The following is an 18,600-nucleotide window of genomic DNA, read 5'->3' as shown; positions in this document are numbered from 1 at the left end:
TAAACATGGCTGAGACTCAGGTCCGCAACTTTAATATTAATTTTGGTCCGCAGCACCCTGCTGCGCACGGCGTTTTGCGTCTTGTTCTTGAACTCGACGGCGAAGTCGTGGAACGCGTTGATCCGCATATTGGTCTGCTGCATCGCGGCACCGAAAAGCTGATGGAAACGAAGACCTATCTTCAGGCTTTGCCTTATCTCGACCGCCTCGACTACGTGGCGCCGATGAATCAGGAACACGCCTATGCTTTGGCTGTCGAGCGTCTGCTCGGCATCACTGTGCCGAAGCGTGGTCAGTTGATCCGCGTTCTTTTCTCGGAAATTGGTCGTATTCTGAACCATCTTCTGAACGTAACCACACAGGCTATGGACGTTGGTGCGCTGACGCCGCCACTCTGGGGCTTTGAAGAGCGCGAAAAGCTGATGGTGTTCTACGAGCGCGCTTGTGGCGCACGTATGCATGCTGCTTACTTCCGTCCGGGTGGTGTTCATCAGGATATTCCTGACCAGCTCGTTGAAGACATCGGCAAATGGATTGATCCGTTTCTTGCAACGACACTGACGAACCTCGACAATCTGATTACGCCAAACCGCATTTTCAAGCAGCGTAACGTCGATATCGGCGTTGTTTCGCTCGAAGATGCATGGGCTTGGGGTTTCTCGGGTGTCATGGTTCGCGGTTCGGGTGCAGCATCGGATCTGCGTAAGTCACAGCCTTATGAATGCTACAACGAAATGGAATTCGATATTCCAATCGGCAAGAACGGCGACTGCTATGACCGTTACCTGATCCGTATGGAAGAAATGCGCCAGTCGGCTCGCATTATGCGCCAGTGCGTTGATCTTCTGCTCGGTAAAGAACGCGTTGGTCCTGTTTCGCACACCGACAACAAGATTGTGCCGCCAAAGCGCGGCGAGATGAAGCGCTCGATGGAAGCGCTCATCCATCACTTCAAGCTTTACACGGAAGGCTACCATGTGCCTGCCGGTGAAGTTTACGCAGCAGTCGAAGCGCCAAAAGGTGAATTTGGTGTCTTCCTCGTATCGGATGGCTCGAACAAGCCATACCGCTGCAAGCTGCGCGCGCCGGGCTTTGCCCATCTTCAGGCTATGGATTTCCTGTGCCGCGGCCACATGCTGGCTGACGTGTCGGCAATCCTTGGCTCGCTCGATATCGTGTTTGGTGAGGTTGACCGCTGATGTCCGTTCGCCGTCTCGCAGATGATGCCGTCCAGCCGGCTGGTTTCGCTTTCAACGCGGATAACCAGGCCTGGGCGCACAAGACGATCGCAAAATACCCGGAAGGCCGTCAGCAGTCGGCTGTTATTCCATTGCTCATGCGTGCGCAGGAGCAGGATGGCTGGGTCACAAAAGCCGCTATCGAACATGTAGCAACCATGCTCGACATGCCTCTGATCCGTGTTCTGGAAGTTGCGACTTTCTATACACAGTTCCAGTTGAAGCCTGTTGGCACGCGCGCGCACATTCAGGTTTGCGGCACCACGCCATGCATGTTGCGTGGTTCGGAAGCATTGATGGATGTTTGCCGTCATAAAATTCACCACGATCCTTTCGAGCTAAATGCCGAAGGCACGCTGTCGTGGGAAGAAGTTGAGTGTCAGGGCGCTTGCGTCAATGCGCCGATGGTCATGATCTTCAAGGATGCTTATGAAGACCTGACGCCTGAACGTCTTGCTGAAATCATCGATACGTTTGAAGCAGGCAAGGGCGACACTGTTAAGCCGGGTCCACAGGATGGCCGTATCACGTCTGAACCTATGGGCGGACTGACGGCTCTGACCGAAGATCTCGACTATAAACAGGTTGGTCTGGAAACCCGTAAGGCATCTGATGCCGCTGTTGCTAAAGCCAAGGCGGAAGCCGAAGCAAAGGCAAAGGCTGAAGCAGAAGCCGCAACCAAAGACGGAAGCAGGTGAGACATGCTGGCTGATAAAGATCGCATCTTCACCAATATCTATGGCTTTAAGGACCAGTCGCTGAAAGGCGCCATGTCTCGTGGCCATTGGGATAACACCAAAGGCTTCATCGAAAAGGGCCGCGACTGGATTATCAACGAAATGAAGGCGTCGAACCTTCGTGGACGTGGTGGTGCAGGCTTCCCGACTGGCCTGAAATGGTCGTTCATGCCGAAGGAAGTGACGGATCGTCCGCATTACCTCGTCGTGAATGCCGATGAATCCGAGCCAGGCACCTGTAAGGACCGCGAAATTCTGCGCCACGATCCGCATACGCTGATCGAAGGCTGCGTGATCGCCGGTTGTGCAATGAGTGCGCACACTGCTTACATCTATCTGCGCGGCGAATTCATGCGTGAGCGTGAAGCGCTGCAGGCTGCGATTGATGAGTGCTATGACGCTGGCCTTCTGGGCAAGAACAATAAGTGCGGCTGGGATATGGATATATTCCTTCATCACGGCGCTGGCGCTTATATCTGCGGCGAAGAAACCGCTCTATTGGAAAGCCTTGAAGGTAAGAAGGGTCAGCCGCGTCTGAAGCCTCCTTTCCCTGCGAATATGGGTCTTTATGGCTGCCCGACGACTGTCAACAACGTTGAATCGATTGCGGTTGCTCCGACCATTCTGCGTCGTGGCGGCGCATGGTTCTCGTCGATTGGCCGTCCGAACAATGTCGGCACCAAGCTGTTCCAGATTTCTGGTCATGTGAACACGCCGTGCACCGTTGAAGAAAGCCTCGGCATCACCTTCCGCGAGCTGATCGAAAAGCACGCTGGCGGTATCCGTGGTGGCTGGGACAATCTGCTTGGCGTTATTCCCGGCGGCGCTTCCTGCCCGATTATCAAGGGCGAAGACATGATGGATGCCATCATGGACTTTGACGGTATGCGCGAAAAGAAATCTTCGTTCGGCACCGGCGGCGTGATTGTCATGGACAAGTCCACCGACGTTATCAAGGCAATTGCCCGTCTGTCAGCTTTCTTCAAGCATGAAAGCTGCGGCCAGTGCACACCTTGCCGCGAAGGCACCGGCTGGATGTGGCGCGTCATGGAACGCATGGTCAAGGGTAACGCGCAGAAGCGCGAAATCGACATGCTTCTCGACGTTACCAAGCAGATTGAAGGTCACACGATCTGCGCGCTTGGTGATGCTGCTGCATGGCCTATTCAGGGCTTGATCCGCAATTTCCGTCCGGAAATTGAAAAGCGCATTGATGATTATACACGCAACGCCGTTCAGAGCCGCAATATCCGTCTGGAAGCAGCGGAATAGGGCTTAGGCATTGTGTGAGTGCAGCCCACCTCCCATGGGCTGCAAGTGAGTTTGACATCTGGAAGATGCGGCAAGAGCCGCAGGTTTGGATAAGCGATGGCAAATATTAAGGTTGACGGCACAGAGATCGAAGTACCCGATCACTATACGCTCCTTCAGGCTGCCGAAGCCGCGGGGGCTGAAGTCCCGCGTTTTTGTTTCCACGAACGGCTTTCCATCGCTGGAAACTGCCGCATGTGCCTTGTTGAAGTGAAGGGCGGGCCGCCAAAGCCGGCCGCATCCTGCGCTATGGGCGTTCGCGATTTGCGTCCGGGCCCGAACGGCGAAGCACCTGAAATTTTCACCAATACGCCTATGGTCAAAAAGGCCCGCGAAGGCGTGATGGAATTCCTGCTCATCAACCATCCGCTTGATTGCCCGATTTGCGATCAGGCTGGTGAGTGCGATCTGCAGGATCAGGCCATGGCGTTTGGTACCGATGGCTCGCGCTATCGCGAAAACAAGCGTGCGGTCGAGAACAAGTATATTGGCCCACTCGTCAAGACGGTCATGACGCGCTGCATTCACTGCACACGCTGCGTTCGTTTCACGACTGAAGTGGCTGGCATTTCTGAACTCGGCCTGATTGGTCGCGGTGAAGATGCTGAAATCACCACCTATCTTGAACGCGCAATGACCTCGGAACTGCAGGGCAATGTTATCGATCTTTGCCCGGTTGGTGCTCTGACTTCGCGTCCATATGAATTCCAGGCGCGTCCGTGGGAACTGAACAAGACAGAAACCATCGATGTGATGGATGCTGTTGGTTCTAACATCCGCGTTGATACCCGTGGCCGCGAAGTGATGCGTATCATGCCGCGCGTCAATGAGCAGGTGAACGAAGAGTGGATTTCCGACAAGACCCGCTTCATCTGGGATGGTCTGCGCACCCAGCGCCTTGATCGCCCATATGTGCGCAAGGGTGGCCGTCTGGTTGCTGTCACGTGGCCAGAAGCTTTTGCAACAATCGCTGCAAAGGTTTCTTCGACTTCAGCTGACAAGATCGGCGCAGTTGCTGGCGATCTGGCTTCTGTTGAAGAACTTTACGCACTCAAGAACCTGATCGCATCGCTCGGCTCGAAGAATATCGATAGCCGTCAGGATGGCGCAGCTCTTGATCCAGCTCTGGGCCGTTCAAGCTATCTCTTTAACGCAACGATCGAAGGCATTGAAAATGCTGACGCTCTTCTGATCATTGGCTCCAACCCACGTGTTGAAGCTGCTGTTCTGAATGCGCGCATTCGCAAGCGTCAGCGTATCGGTCATTTCCCGATTGCTCTGATCGGTGAAAAGGCTGAACTGCGTTACGACTACGAATATCTGGGCGCTGGCGCAGATACACTGGCCGCTGTTTCTGCCGGCAAGAACGCATTCCGGGACGTATTGGCTAAAGCCGAACGTCCGCTGATCATCGTTGGTCAGGGTGCATTGACTGGCGAAAACGGTGCAGCTGTTCTCGCATCTGCTGCAAAGCTTGCTCAGGATGTTGGCGCGATCAGCGCTGAGTGGAACGGTTTCTCGGTTCTGCACACTGCAGCTTCCCGCGTTGGTGCTCTTGATCTCGGTGTTGTTCCGGGTGAGGGCGGCAAGGCTGCAAACGACATGCTCGGCAATCTTGATGTTGTGTTCCTGCTTGGTGCAGACGAACTCGACATGACCAAGAAAGCATCAAGCTTCGTTGTTTATATCGGTACACATGGCGATGCCGGTGCACATGCCGCTGACGTTATTCTTCCGGGTGCAGCCTATACCGAAAAGTCGGGCACATGGCTCAACACTGAAGGCCGCGTACAGCTTGGCAACCGTGCTGGCTTTGCTCCGGGCGAAGCAAAGGAAGATTGGGCAATCTTGCGCGCTCTTTCCGACACGCTCGGCAAGCGTCTGCCGTTTGATAGCCTCGCACAGCTTCGCGCCAAGCTCTATGCAGACTTCCCGCATATGATGGCGATTGACACGATTGCACCTGCAAATGCAGACGATCTGTCAGCGCTTGCAGCAAAAGCATCTACCCTTCCTGGCGGCGCTGCGTTCGTTTCGCCGGTCAAGGATTTCTATCTGACGAACCCAATCGCGCGTGCTTCCGCTGTCATGGCCGAGTGCTCGGCGCTTGCGGCCGGCAGCTTCCAACAGGCAGCTGAGTAAGCGAGAGAGAGACGGAATAATGGACGGAATTTTTGCAGCTTACGTCTTGCCTGCGCTGATCATAGCGCTGAAGTCGGTCGTTCTGCTTGTCGTATTGCTGATCGTCGTGGCTTACCTGCTTTATGCGGATCGTAAGATCTGGGCAGCCGTGCAGCTTCGCCGTGGACCAAACGTTGTTGGTCCTTGGGGTCTGTTTCAGGCTTTCGCCGATCTTTTGAAGTTCGTCGTTAAAGAGCCGATCATTCCTTCGGGCGCGAACAAGGGTGTGTTTCTTCTCGCACCTTTCATTTCGGCGGTTCTGGCAATGGCAACATGGGCAGTCATCCCGGTCAATGAAGGCTGGGCGATTGCAAACATCAATGTCGGCATTCTCTACATCTTTGCTATTTCTTCGCTTGAAGTTTATGGCGTGATCATGGGCGGCTGGGCTTCGAACTCGAAGTATCCATTCCTGGGTGCACTTCGTTCGGCAGCGCAGATGGTCTCTTATGAAGTGTCGATTGGTTTCGTGATCGTTACAGTTCTGCTCACCGTTGGCTCGCTCAACATGACTGACATCGTGCTTTCGCAGAATACAGGTCTTGGCACATCGCTTGGTTTGCCTGCTTCGTTCCTCGACTGGAACTGGCTGGTTTTGTTCCCGATGTTCGTGATCTTCTTCATTTCGGCGCTTGCTGAAACGAACCGTCCGCCATTCGATCTTGTCGAAGCTGAATCCGAACTCGTGGCCGGTCATATGATCGAATATTCGTCCACGCCGTTCCTTCTGTTCTTCCTCGGCGAATATGTGGCGATCACGCTGATGTGCGCCCTGATGACCACACTCTTCCTTGGCGGCTGGTTGCCTCCGGTTGACGTATGGTTCCTCAACTGGGTTCCGGGCATCATCTGGTTCATGCTCAAGCTCTGCTTCTGCTTCTTCCTGTTCGCGATGGTGAAGGCTTTTGTACCGCGTTACCGTTATGACCAGCTGATGCGTCTGGGTTGGAAAGTGTTCCTGCCAATTTCGCTCGGTATGGTTGTTCTTACCGCAACCGTCATCAAAGTCTTCGATCTGGTGTAAGGAGAAAGATAAATGGCTTCATTCGCACAGGCCGCGAAATCCCTCCTTCTCAAGGAATTCGTTGCGGCTTTCTTCCTCTCCATGCGCCAGTTCTTCGCGCCAAAAGCGACGCTGAACTACCCGCATGAAAAGGGTCCGATTTCGCCTCGTTTTCGTGGTGAGCATGCGCTGCGCCGTTACCCAAACGGCGAAGAACGCTGCATCGCTTGTAAGCTTTGCGAAGCGATCTGCCCGGCACAGGCTATCACCATTGAGGCGGGTCCACGCCGCAATGACGGTACGCGCCGCACGGTTCGTTACGACATTGATATGGTGAAGTGCATCTATTGCGGTTTCTGTCAGGAAGCCTGTCCGGTGGATGCAATCGTTGAAGGTCCGAACTTCGAGTTTGCGACCGAAACCCGCGAAGAGCTTTACTATGACAAGGACAAGCTCCTTGCCAATGGCGATCGCTGGGAACGCGAAATTGCGCGCAACATCGCAATGGATGCGCCATATCGCTGATTGGTTTTGCTGAAACGTGGTTTCAGCATCCGGTTTGAAAAGCGGCAACAAGAAGGGGCGGCCCGTCTTGTTGCTGGAATTTAAGTTTCGCGATTATTCGCGGCAAACAAAGACTAAAGCGGATGAAGCAATCAGGCTTTGTCCACGGAAAGGTGTTGGGGGATCCCCATGCTGACAGGTATTGCGGCAGCGTTCTTCTATCTGTTCGCCTTTATCATGATCGCCAGTGCGTTCATGGTAATTGCGGCACGCAACCCCGTGCATTCGGTACTGTTTCTCATCCTCGCTTTCTTCAATGCAGCGGCGCTGTTCCTGCTGACGGGGGCCGAGTTCCTCGCCATGATCCTGCTCGTCGTTTATGTCGGTGCTGTGGCGGTTCTCTTCCTCTTCGTCGTCATGATGCTGGATGTTGACTTCTCCGAATTGAAGCGCGGTGCGCTGCAATATGCGCCGGTCGGTGCTCTGGTTGGTCTGATCCTGCTGGGCGAGCTGATTGTTGTTTTCGCGGGTTCGATGTTCACGCCAAAGCTGGGGCAGGGCGCGGTTCCAATCCCTGACGTTGCGGAACGCACCAACACTGCTGCCCTTGGCGACATTCTTTACACTGACTTTGTCTTCCACTTCCAGATTGCTGGATTGGTCCTTCTGGTCGCTATGATCGGTGCAATTGTTCTGACGCTGCGGCACAAGCCGAATGTTAAGCGCCAGTCGATTTCGGATCAGGTTGCTCGTACGCCTGAAACGGCGATCGAGATCAAGCAGGTCGAAACAGGCAAGGGCATCTGAGGAAAAGAATATGGAAATCGGTATTTCTCATTATCTGACCGTATCAGCCATCCTGTTCACCCTTGGCGTTTTCGGTATCTTCTTAAACCGTAAGAACGTCATCGTTATCCTGATGTCTGTCGAATTGATCCTTCTCTCGGTCAATCTCAATTTTGTGGCGTTTTCTTCTGTGCTTGGCGATATGGTCGGGCAGGTTTTCGCGCTGTTCGTTCTGACTGTTGCGGCTGCTGAGGCAGCTATCGGTCTCGCAATCCTCGTTGTTTTCTTCCGTAATCGCGGTTCCATCGCGGTGGAAGACGTCAATGTTATGAAAGGTTGACGGGCAAATGCTCTATAACGCGATCGTCTTCCTTCCGCTTATTGGCTTTCTTATTGCCGGACTTTTCGGCAATAAGATTGGCGCCAAGGCGAGTGAATATGTGACTTCTGGCCTGATGGTGATCGTTGCGATCCTGTCATGGGTCGTGTTCTTCAAAATCCCGCTCGGCCACGATGCCGAAACGGTTCGTATCCCTGTACTTCACTGGGTAACGTCGGGTTCGCTGTCGTTTGATTGGGCTTTACGCGTTGATACGCTGACTGGTGTTATGCTTGTCGTGGTCAACTCGGTGTCGGCTTTGGTGCATATCTATTCGATTGGATACATGCATCACGATCCACATCGTCCGCGCTTCTTCGCTTATCTTTCGCTCTTCACCTTTGCCATGCTAATGCTGGTTACGTCGGACAACCTGATCCAGATGTTCTTCGGCTGGGAAGGCGTTGGTCTCGCTTCTTACCTTCTGATCGGCTTCTGGTTCCAGAAACCATCGGCAAATGCCGCTGCAATGAAGGCTTTCGTTGTCAACCGCGTTGGTGACTTTGGCTTCCTGCTCGGTATCTTTGGTCTGTTTGCGCTGTTCCAGACGGTTGATTACAACACGCTTTTTGCAGCTGCAGCAAACTACCTGCCAGCAGAAGGCGCTGCCGATACAGGCACGGTCGTTCTTAACTTCCTCGGCTATGAACTGCACAAAGAAACTGCTCTGACGGTTGTCTGTCTGCTCTTGTTCATGGGCGCGATGGGTAAGTCGGCTCAGTTCCTGCTGCACACTTGGTTGCCTGATGCTATGGAAGGCCCGACACCTGTTTCCGCACTTATTCATGCGGCAACGATGGTGACCGCGGGTGTGTTCCTGGTTGCGCGCATGTCGCCAATTTTTGAACTCTCGCACACCGCACTTCTTATCGTGACGATCATCGGCGCAACGACGGCATTCTTTGCTGCAACCGTTGCGCTTGTGCAGAACGACATCAAGCGCGTTATCGCTTACTCGACCTGTTCGCAGCTTGGATACATGTTTGCGGCTCTGGGTGTTGGCGCTTACGGTGCTGCTGTATTCCACCTCTTCACGCACGCTTTCTTCAAGGCGCTTCTGTTCCTTTGCGCAGGTTCGGTTATCCATGCCGTTTCTGACGAACAGGATATGCGTCGCATGGGTGGCCTGCGTAAGCTGATCCCGATCACCTACTGGATGATGATGATCGGTACTGTAGCGATTACGGGTCTCGGCGTTCCGGGCACGATCATCGGTACTGCTGGCTTCTTCTCGAAAGATGCCATCATCGAGTCGGTCTTTGCATCGCACAGCCTTGCCTCGGGTTATGCCTTCACGCTTCTGGTGGTTGCGGCTCTGTTCACCAGCTTCTACTCATGGCGTCTGATTTTCATGACCTTCTATGGCAAGCCACGCGCTTCCGCTGAAGTTATGCATCACGTTCATGAATCTCCTCCGGTTATGCTCGTGCCGTTGCTGATCCTTGCTGTCGGCGCACTGTTTGCAGGTGTCGTGTTCAAGGAATATTTCTTCGGCCACGAATATGCTGAATTCTGGAAGGGCGCGCTCTTCACGTTGCCAAGCAACGAAATCCTGGAACATTATCACCATGTTCCGCTGTGGGTTAAGTTGTCGCCGTTCATCGCTATGCTGATCGGTCTGGTAACGGCATGGATCTTCTATATCCGTGCACCACACATCCCGAAGGCACTCGCAGAGCGTCATCGTGGTCTGTACCAGTTCCTTCTCAACAAGTGGTACTTCGACGAACTTTACGACTTGATCTTCGTTCGCCCTGCACGTTGGCTCGGCCGCTTCTTCTGGAAGGTTGGCGACGGCAAGATTATCGACGGTTACGGTCCTAATGGTGTCGCTGCACGCGTTCTCGATGTTACAGATCGCGTTGTGAAGATGCAGTCGGGTTACCTTTATCATTACGCATTCGCGATGCTTATCGGCGTCGCCGCGCTCGTCACCTGGATGATGCTCGGGAGCTCTTTCTGATGACCGATTGGCCAATTCTTTCTACGGTCACATTCCTGCCGCTCGTCGGCGCCTTGTTGATCCTTCTCATCAAGGATGACAGCGAAGCCTCGCGTCGCAACATCAAGAATGTTGCGTTGCTGACCACGGTTTTCGTTTTCATTCTGTCACTGGTTATCTGGGCCGGGTTTGATAATTCAAATCCGGGCTTCCAGATGGTCGAACAGGTCGGCTGGCTCGGTGGTGGCATTTCCTACCACATGGGCGTTGACGGCATTTCCATGCTGTTTGTCGTTCTGTCTGCTTTCCTGATGCCATTCTGCGTGCTGGCAAGCTGGCTGGCTATCGAGAAGCGCGTTAAGGAATACATGATCGCGTTCCTTATTCTGGAAACGCTCATGATCGGCGTGTTCTGCGCGCTGGATCTTTTCCTGTTCTACGTGTTCTTTGAAGCAAGCCTTATTCCGATGTTCATCATCATCGGCGTATGGGGTGGCAAGCGCCGCGTTTATGCGAGCTTCAAGTTCTTCCTTTATACGCTGCTCGGCTCCGTGCTGATGCTGATCGCGATCATGGCAATGTACTGGCAGGCCGGTACGCTTAACATCGTCGAACTGCTGAAATACGACTTCCCGGCAGGTATGCAAACGTGGCTATGGCTGGCCTTCTTCGCGTCCTTTGCCGTTAAGATGCCAATGTGGCCAGTGCATACATGGTTGCCGGACGCGCACGTTGAAGCGCCGACGGCAGGCTCGGTCATTCTGGCCGGTATCCTTCTGAAGCTCGGTGGCTACGGCTTCCTGCGCTTCTCGCTGCCGATGTTCCCGCTGGCATCTGCCGATTTCGCTCCGTTCGTTTTTGCACTCTCAGCAATTGCTATCGTCTACACCTCGCTTGTTGCTCTTGTGCAGGAAGACATCAAGAAGCTGATCGCTTATTCGTCGGTTGCGCACATGGGCTATGTGACCATGGGTATTTTTGCCGCCAACGAACAGGGCGTGCAGGGTGCAATCTTCCAGATGCTCTCGCATGGTATTGTTTCGGGCGCACTCTTCCTTTGCGTCGGCGTGATCTATGATCGTATGCATACCCGTGAAATTTCGGCCTTTGGCGGTCTCGTAAACCGGATGCCGAAATACGCAGTTGCCTTCCTCATCCTGACGATGGCGAATGTCGGTCTTCCGGGTACGTCGGGCTTTATCGGTGAATTCCTCACGCTGTTCGGTGTCTTCCGCGTCAATACGTGGGTAGCGCTGTTCGCAACATCGGGTGTGATCCTGTCGGCAGCCTATGCGCTCTGGCTCTATCGCAACGTGGTGTTTGGTGCGCTGACCAAGGAAAGCCTCAAGAGCATTCTTGATCTCACCCCGCGTGAGAAGGTGATCCTGTATCCGCTTGTGGCTCTCACCATCTTCTTCGGTGTGTATCCGGTTCCGGTCTTCGATGCGACCGCGAGCGCCGTGCATGCACTGGTTACCAATTATGACGCAGCGCTGGCAAATGCCGCTAGCGCTACGCTGGCGCAGTAAGTAAAGGCGTAGGCTTGATGCAAACCGACCTGATTGCTTCCCTGTCTCTCGCAGCTCCCGAGGTTCTCCTCGCGCTGAGCGGACTGGCATTGCTCATGATCGGCGTGTTCTCCGGAGAGCGCGCCTCAACCCTCGTCAATGGCTTTGCTGTTGCTGTTCTGATTGCAGCACTCGCACTGATCGTTATCTTCCCGCACAATGGCAGCGCCTTTGGTGGTGCCTTTGTCAACGACGCTTTTGCACGCTTCATGAAGGTGCTGACATTGATTGGCTCCATCGTGGCGCTGATCATGTCGGTTGGCTTTGCGCGTGAAGAGAAATTCGACAAGTTCGAATTCCCTGTGCTGATCGTATTGTCCACGCTCGGCATGCTCATCATGGTGTCGGCATCGAACATGCTGACACTCTATATGGGCCTCGAATTGCAATCGCTGGCACTCTACGTGCTTGCCGCCTTCAATCGTGACAGCGTTCGTTCGACAGAAGCTGGCCTTAAGTACTTCGTTCTCGGCGCACTGTCGTCGGGTATGCTGCTCTATGGTATCAGCCTTGTTTACGGTTACACCGGCCATATCGGTTTTGCCGAAATCGCAACTGCCGTTTCCGGTGGTGAGCGTCAGCTTGGTCTGGTGTTCGGTCTGGTGTTCATTCTTGCAGGCCTCTGCTTCAAAATTTCTGCTGTTCCATTCCATATGTGGACGCCAGATGTTTATGAAGGTTCGCCAACACCTGTAACTGCGTTTTTTGCTGCCGCTCCTAAGATGGCTGCGATGGCCCTGATCGTTCGTGTTGTTGAAGGCGCATTCGCTCCTGTCACCCAGGACTGGCAGCAGATCATCACTTTCGTTGCAATCGCTTCGATGGTGCTGGGTGCCTTTGCCGCTATTGGTCAGCGCAACATCAAGCGCCTGATGGCTTACTCGTCGATCAGCCACATGGGCTATGCCCTTGTCGGTCTGGCTGCCGGTACGGTTGTCGGTGTTAAGGGCGTTGCTCTTTATATGGCGATCTATCTCGTCATGACGCTTGGTAGCTTTGCTTTCATCCTGTCCATGCGGACCAAGGAAGGCAATGTCGAGAAGATCGAAGATCTCGCAGGCCTGTCGCGCAGCAATCCGGTTATGGCCGTTATCATGACGATCATGTTGTTCTCGCTTGCTGGTATTCCGCCGCTCGCTGGCTTCTTCGGTAAGTGGTACACCTTCGTTGCAGCCGTTGAAGTGGGTCTTTATCCGCTGGCAATCATTGGTATCGTGGCATCAGTTGTGGGTGCGTTCTATTACCTGCGCATGATCAAGATCATGTGGTTCGATGAGCCGGTAACGACATTCGTTCCAGCGGCAATTGAACTGCGTCTCGTATTGCTCGTTTCGGGTGCCTTCGTTCTATTCTATGGACTGATCGGCGGCTGGCTCGGTGGTTTGGCTGAAACTGCAGCCAAGACATTCTTCTGAGCATGACAATGAATAAGGCCGCAGGTGATGGCATGGGTTTCACGCTGGCACCTGCGGCTTTAGCAGACGGATACCGACTTGAGTTTTTTCCAGTCGTCGGTTCTACCAATGCAGAGGCGCTTGCGCAGGCTAATGCCGGTGACGCGGGGCGCCTCTGGTTCGCTTCTCCGAAACAGGAGAGCGGACGAGGGCGCCGTGGCCGTACATGGACCGCGCCCGAAGGCAATCTCGCAGCAACCCTGCTGCTGGTTGATCGTTTTGATCCCAAAATTGCCGCTACTTTAGGTTTTGTCGCAGGTCTCGCACTTGCTGACGCTGTTGACGCGGTTTTGCCGCCAGCCGTTGCCTCAAAAGTGAATGTTGCTCTTAAATGGCCAAACGATGTGCTGGTCGATGGCGCAAAGCTTTCTGGCATTCTTCTCGAATCCACACTGCTGCCAGATGGGCGCTTTGGAATAGCGGTCGGAATGGGCACCAATGTTGTCGCAGCACCCGAAGGCCTGCCTTATGCCGCAGCCTCCATCAATGGATTGGGCGGAAACACGGATGCGGCCACTCTGTTTCTGGCGCTGTCCGATGCATGGTGCCACTATCACCGTATCTGGGATCAGGGGCGAGGCCTCAATACGATCCGCGAGTTTTGGTTAAAACGTGCCCATGGTCTCGGCCACGCGGTTGCTATGCAGCTGAATGGCCGGATCGTCGAAGGCGTGTTTGAAACTATCGATTCGGATTGCCGTCTGGTGATCCGCGAGGACGATGGAACACGCGTGCCGGTGACAGCGGGCGATGTCTATTTTGGAACCGCCGCATCGGTCAAAGCTGGTTCCTGATCGAATATATGTGAACAATCGGCCTTTCAATCTGCTGTTACGGGCTTGCAAACTATCTGTAGTGGGTCCAACAGGGGCATAATAAATTCTAATTGGAGCGCATCCCGAAAAGTGTGAAACGGTTTTCGGATAAGATGCGTGTTGAAAAACCTTTTGGAGCGCCGATCTGATCGCGTCAGATTAAGATGCGCTTTAAATAACAGGGAGGCATTATGCCCCGCTCAACACAGACGCAATTTGTCTTCCTGCCATTGGGTGGTGTCGGCGAAATCGGCATGAACCTCGCCATGTATGGCTATGGTCCGGAAAACAATCGCGAATGGATCGTGGTTGATATGGGCGTGAGCTTTGCTGGTCCTGAACATCCCGGCGCTGATCTTATCCTGCCGGACATTCGCTTTTTGGAAGCTGAAAAGCACAATCTGCGCGGCATTATTATTACACATGCGCATGAAGACCATTACGGCGCGCTGCTTGATCTTTGGCCGCGCCTTAAAGCGCCGGTCTATGCGACGCCATTCACTGCTGGCTTGCTGGAAGCCAAGCGCCATTCAGAAATTCGCGCCCCTGAAATTCCGATTACGGTTTTCAAGGCGGGCGAGACTTTCGAAGTTGGTCCTTTCAAGCTTGAGGCAATTGCGGTTACGCACTCGATCCCCGAACCCGTTTCGCTGGCGATTACCACACCGCTTGGGACAGTTGTTCATACAGGCGATTGGAAGATGGACCCGGATCCATCAATGGGTCCATTGATTGACGAAGCACGGTTTCGCGCGCTTGGCGATCAGGGTGTTCTGGCGCTCGTCTGCGACTCTACCAATGCGATGCGCGAAGGTGAATCGCCTTCCGAGCGCGAAGTGGGCGAAAGTCTGCGCGAGTTGATCGAGAACGCACGCGGTCGCGTTGCGATTACAACCTTTTCGTCGAATGTTGGCCGTATTCGCTCAATCACCGAAGCAGCACGCGATGCCGGACGTCAGGTGCTGGTGGTTGGTCGCTCGATGAAGCGCACAATCGCCGTTGCAGCTGAGCTTGGCTATATGGAAGGCCTGCCAGAATTCTTGAGCGAAGATGATTACGGCTATATTCCGCGTGAAAACGTCGTGATGATCCTCACTGGCAGTCAGGGTGAACCGCGAGCCGCACTCGCGAAACTGGCGCGAGACGAAATGCGCAGTATTGCTCTATCGGCTGGCGATACGGTCATTTTCTCATCGCGTCCAATTCCGGGCAATGAGAAGGCCATTCTAGACATCAAGAACAAACTGATCGATCAGGGAATCAAGCTGATCAGCGATGATGATGCGCTTGTGCATGTGTCGGGCCATCCGCGCCGCAGTGAATTGAAGCGAATGTATTCATGGGTGCGTCCGCGCATTCTCGTGCCTGTTCATGGCGAAGCAGCGCATCTTGTGGCACAGGGTTCTCTTGGCGCTATGGAAGGCATCGAAGAGATCGCACAGGTTCGCGATGGCGATATGCTGCGTCTGGCTCCCGGCAAGGCTGAAATTATCGATGAAGCTCCGGTTGGTCGTATCTACAAGGACGGCAAGCTGATTGGCGACGAAGACGAAATCGGCATGGTTGAGCGTCGCAAGCTTGCCTATGTGGGACATGTCGCGGTTTCCGTGCTGCTCGATCGTGATTTCAAGATCATGGATGAACCTGATCTGGTCGCTTTCGGTTTGCCGGAAGAAGACGGGCAGGGTGATCTCATGGAAGATATTCTGCTTGATGCCGCTATTGAGGCCATCGACAGCATTCCGCGCGCGCGTCGCAAAGACCTTGAAGTGGTCCGTGAATCGGTTCGTCGTGCAGTTCGCGCTGCGACAAATGAAGCATGGGGCAAAAAGCCGGTAGTGACGGTGTTCATCAACCGGATAAAGTAAATCTGTTTTCTGGAGGAGGAAATAGATGCTTGAACGCCTGAACCATGTGGCAATTGCGGTTCCTGATATTCGGGCCGCTTCTGCTCTTTACAGCGGCCAACTGGGTGCAAAAGTTACAGCACCCGAGGCTCTGCCGGAACATGGCGTTACGGTGGTTTTTATCGATGTTGGCAACACGAAGATCGAACTGCTGGAACCATTGGGCGAGGGGTCGCCCATTGCAAGCTTCCTTGAAAAGAACCCTTCGGGCGGGATGCATCATCTTTGCTACGAGGTCTCAGATATTATTGCCGCGCGTGATCATCTGAAGGCGGAAGGTGCTCGTATTCTTGGAAATGGCGAGCCAAAGATCGGCGCGCATGGAAAGCCGGTCCTTTTTCTGCACCCTAAGGATTTCAACGGAACATTGATCGAGCTTGAGGAGGCGTGAGATGACCATCGTTTCCGGCATCGCGATGTATTTTATATTCTGGTGGGTTACATTGTTTGCGCTGTTGCCCGTGGGGCTGCGCACACAAGCTGAGGAAAATGATGTGACATTGGGCACCGTTGCCAGTGCACCAGCAAAACCACGCATTGGACGCGCTTTTCTTCGCACAACTGTCGTAGCGTCTGCCATTTTTGGCCTCTATTATTATCTGACGCAGGTGCAGGGCTTTGGCCTCGATGATATTCCGCATTTTTTTCCCGATCTGAAATAAAAGCAGAAACATCCTCCTTCATTTTAGAGAATGCTAATCTCATGCCTAATTTTTAGGCGTGAGATTAATCGGGATCAACTCGTTAGAAAAATGTTTGATTTCGCGTGAATCTAAAACTGATCAATTCAGTATAACTATTTGAATCTATGTAAAATTAGAGATGCGATATATCGGGTTTCGGTGGGAAATTCGGAGTGCTGTTTTACGTCTTTAATGCAATGCTGGTACGATCATTGCAACAATAGGCACAATCAAAAAATATAATAATATCAATGAACTGTTTGGAAGTTGTCGCTTGCTATTAGTAAAGCCAAAAAAAAAGCAAGGCTTTCGCCTTGCTAGTCGAATACGCGTTCGACCCGTTTCCATTTTACCGGCGGCAGCGAATATCGCGCCTGGATCCATCCTCCCAAGACTTTGACCGCGTTAAACAACGGTTATTTCCGTTGTCAGGCTTATTGATGAAAAAAATAGCGGACTGCACAGCTTTTGTCACCAAAAATCTTTCAATACGTCATATTTCCTTCGCAATTTTTGTTCGAATGATATGCCAGCTACATAAAACATTGAATTTTAATACAAATCTAAAACTTGGCATTTCAGCACATCTATCGTGGCTCTGTTGATGATTGTTGTGGGCCATAAAAATGTTGGTTAGCAAACAGTAAAGGGGCGGGTTTTCAACCGCGGTATAACCCGTTATGAAACCGACAGATTTGCTTAATTTTTGCCTGATTCTCCATGCATTTGGTTTTTGCTCAGGTAATTTCTCTCTTGATCGGTGGTCACGATGCGTCTGTCGCAGTATTTTTTGCCCATTCTGAAGGAAAACCCAAAAGAGGCTGAAATTGTCTCTCACAGGTTGATGCTGCGCGCGGGCATGATCCGTCAGCAGTCGGCAGGCATCTATTCATGGCTTCCGCTTGGTCTGAAAGTGCTCAACAAGGTCTGTGACATCATTCGTGAAGAGCAGAACCGCGCTGGCGCAAATGAAATTCTTATGCCAACGATCCAGTCCGCCGAACTGTGGCGCGAAAGCGGTCGCTATGATGCATATGGCAAGGAAATGCTACGCATTCAGGACCGTCAGGAGCGCGAAATGCTCTTCGGACCGACCAATGAAGAAATGGTCACGGATATTTTCCGTTCCTATGTGCGTTCTTACAAAGATTTGCCGCTCAACCTCTACCATATTCAGTGGAAGTTCCGTGACGAAGTGCGTCCACGTTTTGGCGTGATGCGTTCGCGTGAATTTTTGATGAAAGATGCCTATTCCTTCGACCTCGACTATGAGGGCGCGAAGATGGCTTATTACCGCATGTTCGTGTCTTATCTGCGCACCTTCGCCCGCGTTGGTTTGCAGGCGATCCCGATGCGCGCTGATACTGGCCCAATCGGCGGCGATCTTTCGCACGAATTCATCATTCTCGCTGAAACCGGCGAAAGCCAGGTCTATTGTGATAAGGCCTATCTCAATCTGGCAGTCCCGGGCGCAGACACCGATTTCCGCAATGATGAGCAGCTTACGGACATCGTCAATCGCTGGACGACGCCTTATGCGGCAACCGACGAAATGCACGACGAAACCGAATGGTCGGCGGTGAAAGCTGATGATCAGGTTTCGGCGCGTGGCATCGAAGTTGGTCACATCTTCCATTTTGGCACCAAATATTCGGAAGCTATGGGTGCGAAGGTGCAGGGGCCGGATGGCAAAGACCATTTCGTTTCGATGGGCTCTTATGGCATTGGGCCTTCGCGTCTTGTTGCAGCGGCGATTGAAGCTTTCCATGATGAAGCTGGCATCATCTGGCCAAAGTCGATTGCGCCATTCGGTGTGGGCATTATCAATATGAAGGCAGGCGATGAAGCTTGTGATGGCGTGAGCGAACAGCTTTACACGGCTTTCACCAATGCTGGCCTTGATCCGCTTCTGGACGATACAGACAACCGTGCTGGTTCCAAATTTGCGACCATGGATCTGATTGGTTTGCCTTATCAGGTGATCGTCGGTCCACGTGGCGTTGCTGCTGGTGAAGTTGAAGTTAAAGATCGCAAGACTGGTGAACGCCAGAACCTTACCATCGAAGCAGCAATCAACCTGTTGACGGCTTAA

16 protein-coding genes are annotated in these 18,600 nt (G+C 53.1%); all 16 read left to right on the top strand.

Annotated features, from left to right (window positions below):
• The first annotated feature begins 5 nt into the window (after window positions 1–5).
• Window positions 6–1,199, top strand: coding sequence for an NADH-quinone oxidoreductase subunit D (locus J2782_RS04645; RefSeq protein ID WP_310010425.1), 1,194 nt, complete (start codon window positions 6–8; stop codon window positions 1,197–1,199).
• Window positions 1,199–1,936 (top strand): NADH-quinone oxidoreductase subunit NuoE, encoded by a 738-nt coding sequence (gene nuoE / locus J2782_RS04640; RefSeq protein WP_250039646.1) that lies wholly within the window; start codon window positions 1,199–1,201, stop codon window positions 1,934–1,936. Before J2782_RS04645 ends, nuoE begins: the two co-directional genes overlap by 1 nt.
• Before the next feature lie 3 nt (window positions 1,937–1,939).
• A complete protein-coding gene (gene nuoF, locus J2782_RS04635) occupies window positions 1,940–3,247 on the top strand; it encodes an NADH-quinone oxidoreductase subunit NuoF (protein ID WP_007874542.1) in 1,308 nt (435 codons plus the stop codon).
• A gap of 96 nt (window positions 3,248–3,343) precedes the next feature.
• A complete protein-coding gene (gene nuoG / locus J2782_RS04630) occupies window positions 3,344–5,428 on the top strand; it encodes an NADH-quinone oxidoreductase subunit NuoG (RefSeq protein WP_310010424.1) in 2,085 nt (694 codons plus the stop codon).
• 19 nt (window positions 5,429–5,447) lie between these two features.
• A complete protein-coding gene (gene nuoH / locus J2782_RS04625; protein WP_310010423.1) occupies window positions 5,448–6,491 on the top strand; it encodes an NADH-quinone oxidoreductase subunit NuoH in 1,044 nt (347 codons plus the stop codon).
• Between the two features lie 12 nt (window positions 6,492–6,503).
• A complete protein-coding gene (gene nuoI / locus J2782_RS04620) occupies window positions 6,504–6,995 on the top strand; it encodes an NADH-quinone oxidoreductase subunit NuoI (protein ID WP_094506964.1) in 492 nt (163 codons plus the stop codon).
• Between the two features lie 168 nt (window positions 6,996–7,163).
• Window positions 7,164–7,781, top strand: a complete 618-nt coding sequence (locus tag J2782_RS04615; protein ID WP_250039649.1) for an NADH-quinone oxidoreductase subunit J — start codon at window positions 7,164–7,166, stop codon at window positions 7,779–7,781.
• A gap of 10 nt (window positions 7,782–7,791) precedes the next feature.
• Window positions 7,792–8,100, top strand: a complete 309-nt coding sequence (gene nuoK, locus J2782_RS04610) for an NADH-quinone oxidoreductase subunit NuoK (protein WP_007874552.1) — start codon at window positions 7,792–7,794, stop codon at window positions 8,098–8,100.
• A 7-nt stretch (window positions 8,101–8,107) separates the two neighbouring features.
• A complete protein-coding gene (gene nuoL / locus J2782_RS04605; RefSeq protein ID WP_250039650.1) occupies window positions 8,108–10,102 on the top strand; it encodes an NADH-quinone oxidoreductase subunit L in 1,995 nt (664 codons plus the stop codon).
• Window positions 10,102–11,610, top strand: coding sequence for an NADH-quinone oxidoreductase subunit M (locus J2782_RS04600; RefSeq protein ID WP_310010422.1), 1,509 nt, complete (start codon window positions 10,102–10,104; stop codon window positions 11,608–11,610). The genes nuoL and J2782_RS04600 overlap by 1 nt, the downstream gene beginning before the upstream one ends.
• Window positions 11,611–11,627: 17 nt before the next feature.
• On the top strand, window positions 11,628–13,064 hold the full coding sequence (gene nuoN, locus J2782_RS04595) for an NADH-quinone oxidoreductase subunit NuoN (protein WP_310010421.1): 1,437 nt from the start codon (window positions 11,628–11,630) through the stop codon (window positions 13,062–13,064).
• A gap of 32 nt (window positions 13,065–13,096) precedes the next feature.
• A complete protein-coding gene (locus J2782_RS04590; RefSeq protein WP_310011079.1) occupies window positions 13,097–13,897 on the top strand; it encodes a biotin--[acetyl-CoA-carboxylase] ligase in 801 nt (266 codons plus the stop codon).
• A 212-nt stretch (window positions 13,898–14,109) separates the two neighbouring features.
• Window positions 14,110–15,786 carry a ribonuclease J gene (locus tag J2782_RS04585; RefSeq protein WP_310010420.1) on the top strand — a complete coding sequence of 559 codons (1,677 nt, stop codon included), beginning with the start codon at window positions 14,110–14,112 and terminating at the stop codon, window positions 15,784–15,786.
• A 25-nt stretch (window positions 15,787–15,811) separates the two neighbouring features.
• Window positions 15,812–16,216 (top strand): methylmalonyl-CoA epimerase, encoded by a 405-nt coding sequence (gene mce / locus J2782_RS04580; protein WP_310010419.1) that lies wholly within the window; start codon window positions 15,812–15,814, stop codon window positions 16,214–16,216.
• A 1-nt stretch (window position 16,217) separates the two neighbouring features.
• Window positions 16,218–16,487, top strand: a complete 270-nt coding sequence (locus tag J2782_RS04575) for a DUF1467 family protein (protein WP_310010418.1) — start codon at window positions 16,218–16,220, stop codon at window positions 16,485–16,487.
• A gap of 790 nt (window positions 16,488–17,277) precedes the next feature.
• Window positions 17,278–18,600, top strand: a complete 1,323-nt coding sequence (gene proS / locus J2782_RS04570) for a proline--tRNA ligase (protein ID WP_310010417.1) — start codon at window positions 17,278–17,280, stop codon at window positions 18,598–18,600.

This window comes from Brucella pseudogrignonensis, from assembly GCF_031454375.1.
GTDB lineage: Bacteria > Pseudomonadota > Alphaproteobacteria > Rhizobiales > Rhizobiaceae > Brucella > Brucella pseudogrignonensis_A.
The sequence above is the reverse complement of the archived record's forward strand: the minus strand, read 5'-3'. Positions and strand labels throughout refer to the sequence as shown.

What these genes read in the sequence shown, in the direction of transcription:
- nuoH (WP_310010423.1), top strand. Translation starts at nt 5,448, where the DNA reads ATGGACGGAATTTTTGCAGCTTACGTCTTGCCTGCGCTGATCATAGCG.
- nuoN (WP_310010421.1), top strand. Translation starts at nt 11,628, where the DNA reads ATGCAAACCGACCTGATTGCTTCCCTGTCTCTCGCAGCTCCCGAGGTT.
- J2782_RS04645 (WP_310010425.1), top strand. Translation starts at nt 6, where the DNA reads ATGGCTGAGACTCAGGTCCGCAACTTTAATATTAATTTTGGTCCGCAG.
- proS (WP_310010417.1), top strand. Translation starts at nt 17,278, where the DNA reads ATGCGTCTGTCGCAGTATTTTTTGCCCATTCTGAAGGAAAACCCAAAA.
- nuoI (WP_094506964.1), top strand. Translation starts at nt 6,504, where the DNA reads ATGGCTTCATTCGCACAGGCCGCGAAATCCCTCCTTCTCAAGGAATTC.
- nuoK (WP_007874552.1), top strand. Translation starts at nt 7,792, where the DNA reads ATGGAAATCGGTATTTCTCATTATCTGACCGTATCAGCCATCCTGTTC.
- J2782_RS04575 (WP_310010418.1), top strand. Translation starts at nt 16,218, where the DNA reads ATGACCATCGTTTCCGGCATCGCGATGTATTTTATATTCTGGTGGGTT.
- nuoE (WP_250039646.1), top strand. Translation starts at nt 1,199, where the DNA reads ATGTCCGTTCGCCGTCTCGCAGATGATGCCGTCCAGCCGGCTGGTTTC.
- nuoL (WP_250039650.1), top strand. Translation starts at nt 8,108, where the DNA reads ATGCTCTATAACGCGATCGTCTTCCTTCCGCTTATTGGCTTTCTTATT.
- J2782_RS04615 (WP_250039649.1), top strand. Translation starts at nt 7,164, where the DNA reads ATGCTGACAGGTATTGCGGCAGCGTTCTTCTATCTGTTCGCCTTTATC.
- J2782_RS04590 (WP_310011079.1), top strand. Translation starts at nt 13,097, where the DNA reads ATGGGTTTCACGCTGGCACCTGCGGCTTTAGCAGACGGATACCGACTT.
- nuoG (WP_310010424.1), top strand. Translation starts at nt 3,344, where the DNA reads ATGGCAAATATTAAGGTTGACGGCACAGAGATCGAAGTACCCGATCAC.
- J2782_RS04600 (WP_310010422.1), top strand. Translation starts at nt 10,102, where the DNA reads ATGACCGATTGGCCAATTCTTTCTACGGTCACATTCCTGCCGCTCGTC.
- mce (WP_310010419.1), top strand. Translation starts at nt 15,812, where the DNA reads ATGCTTGAACGCCTGAACCATGTGGCAATTGCGGTTCCTGATATTCGG.
- J2782_RS04585 (WP_310010420.1), top strand. Translation starts at nt 14,110, where the DNA reads ATGCCCCGCTCAACACAGACGCAATTTGTCTTCCTGCCATTGGGTGGT.
- nuoF (WP_007874542.1), top strand. Translation starts at nt 1,940, where the DNA reads ATGCTGGCTGATAAAGATCGCATCTTCACCAATATCTATGGCTTTAAG.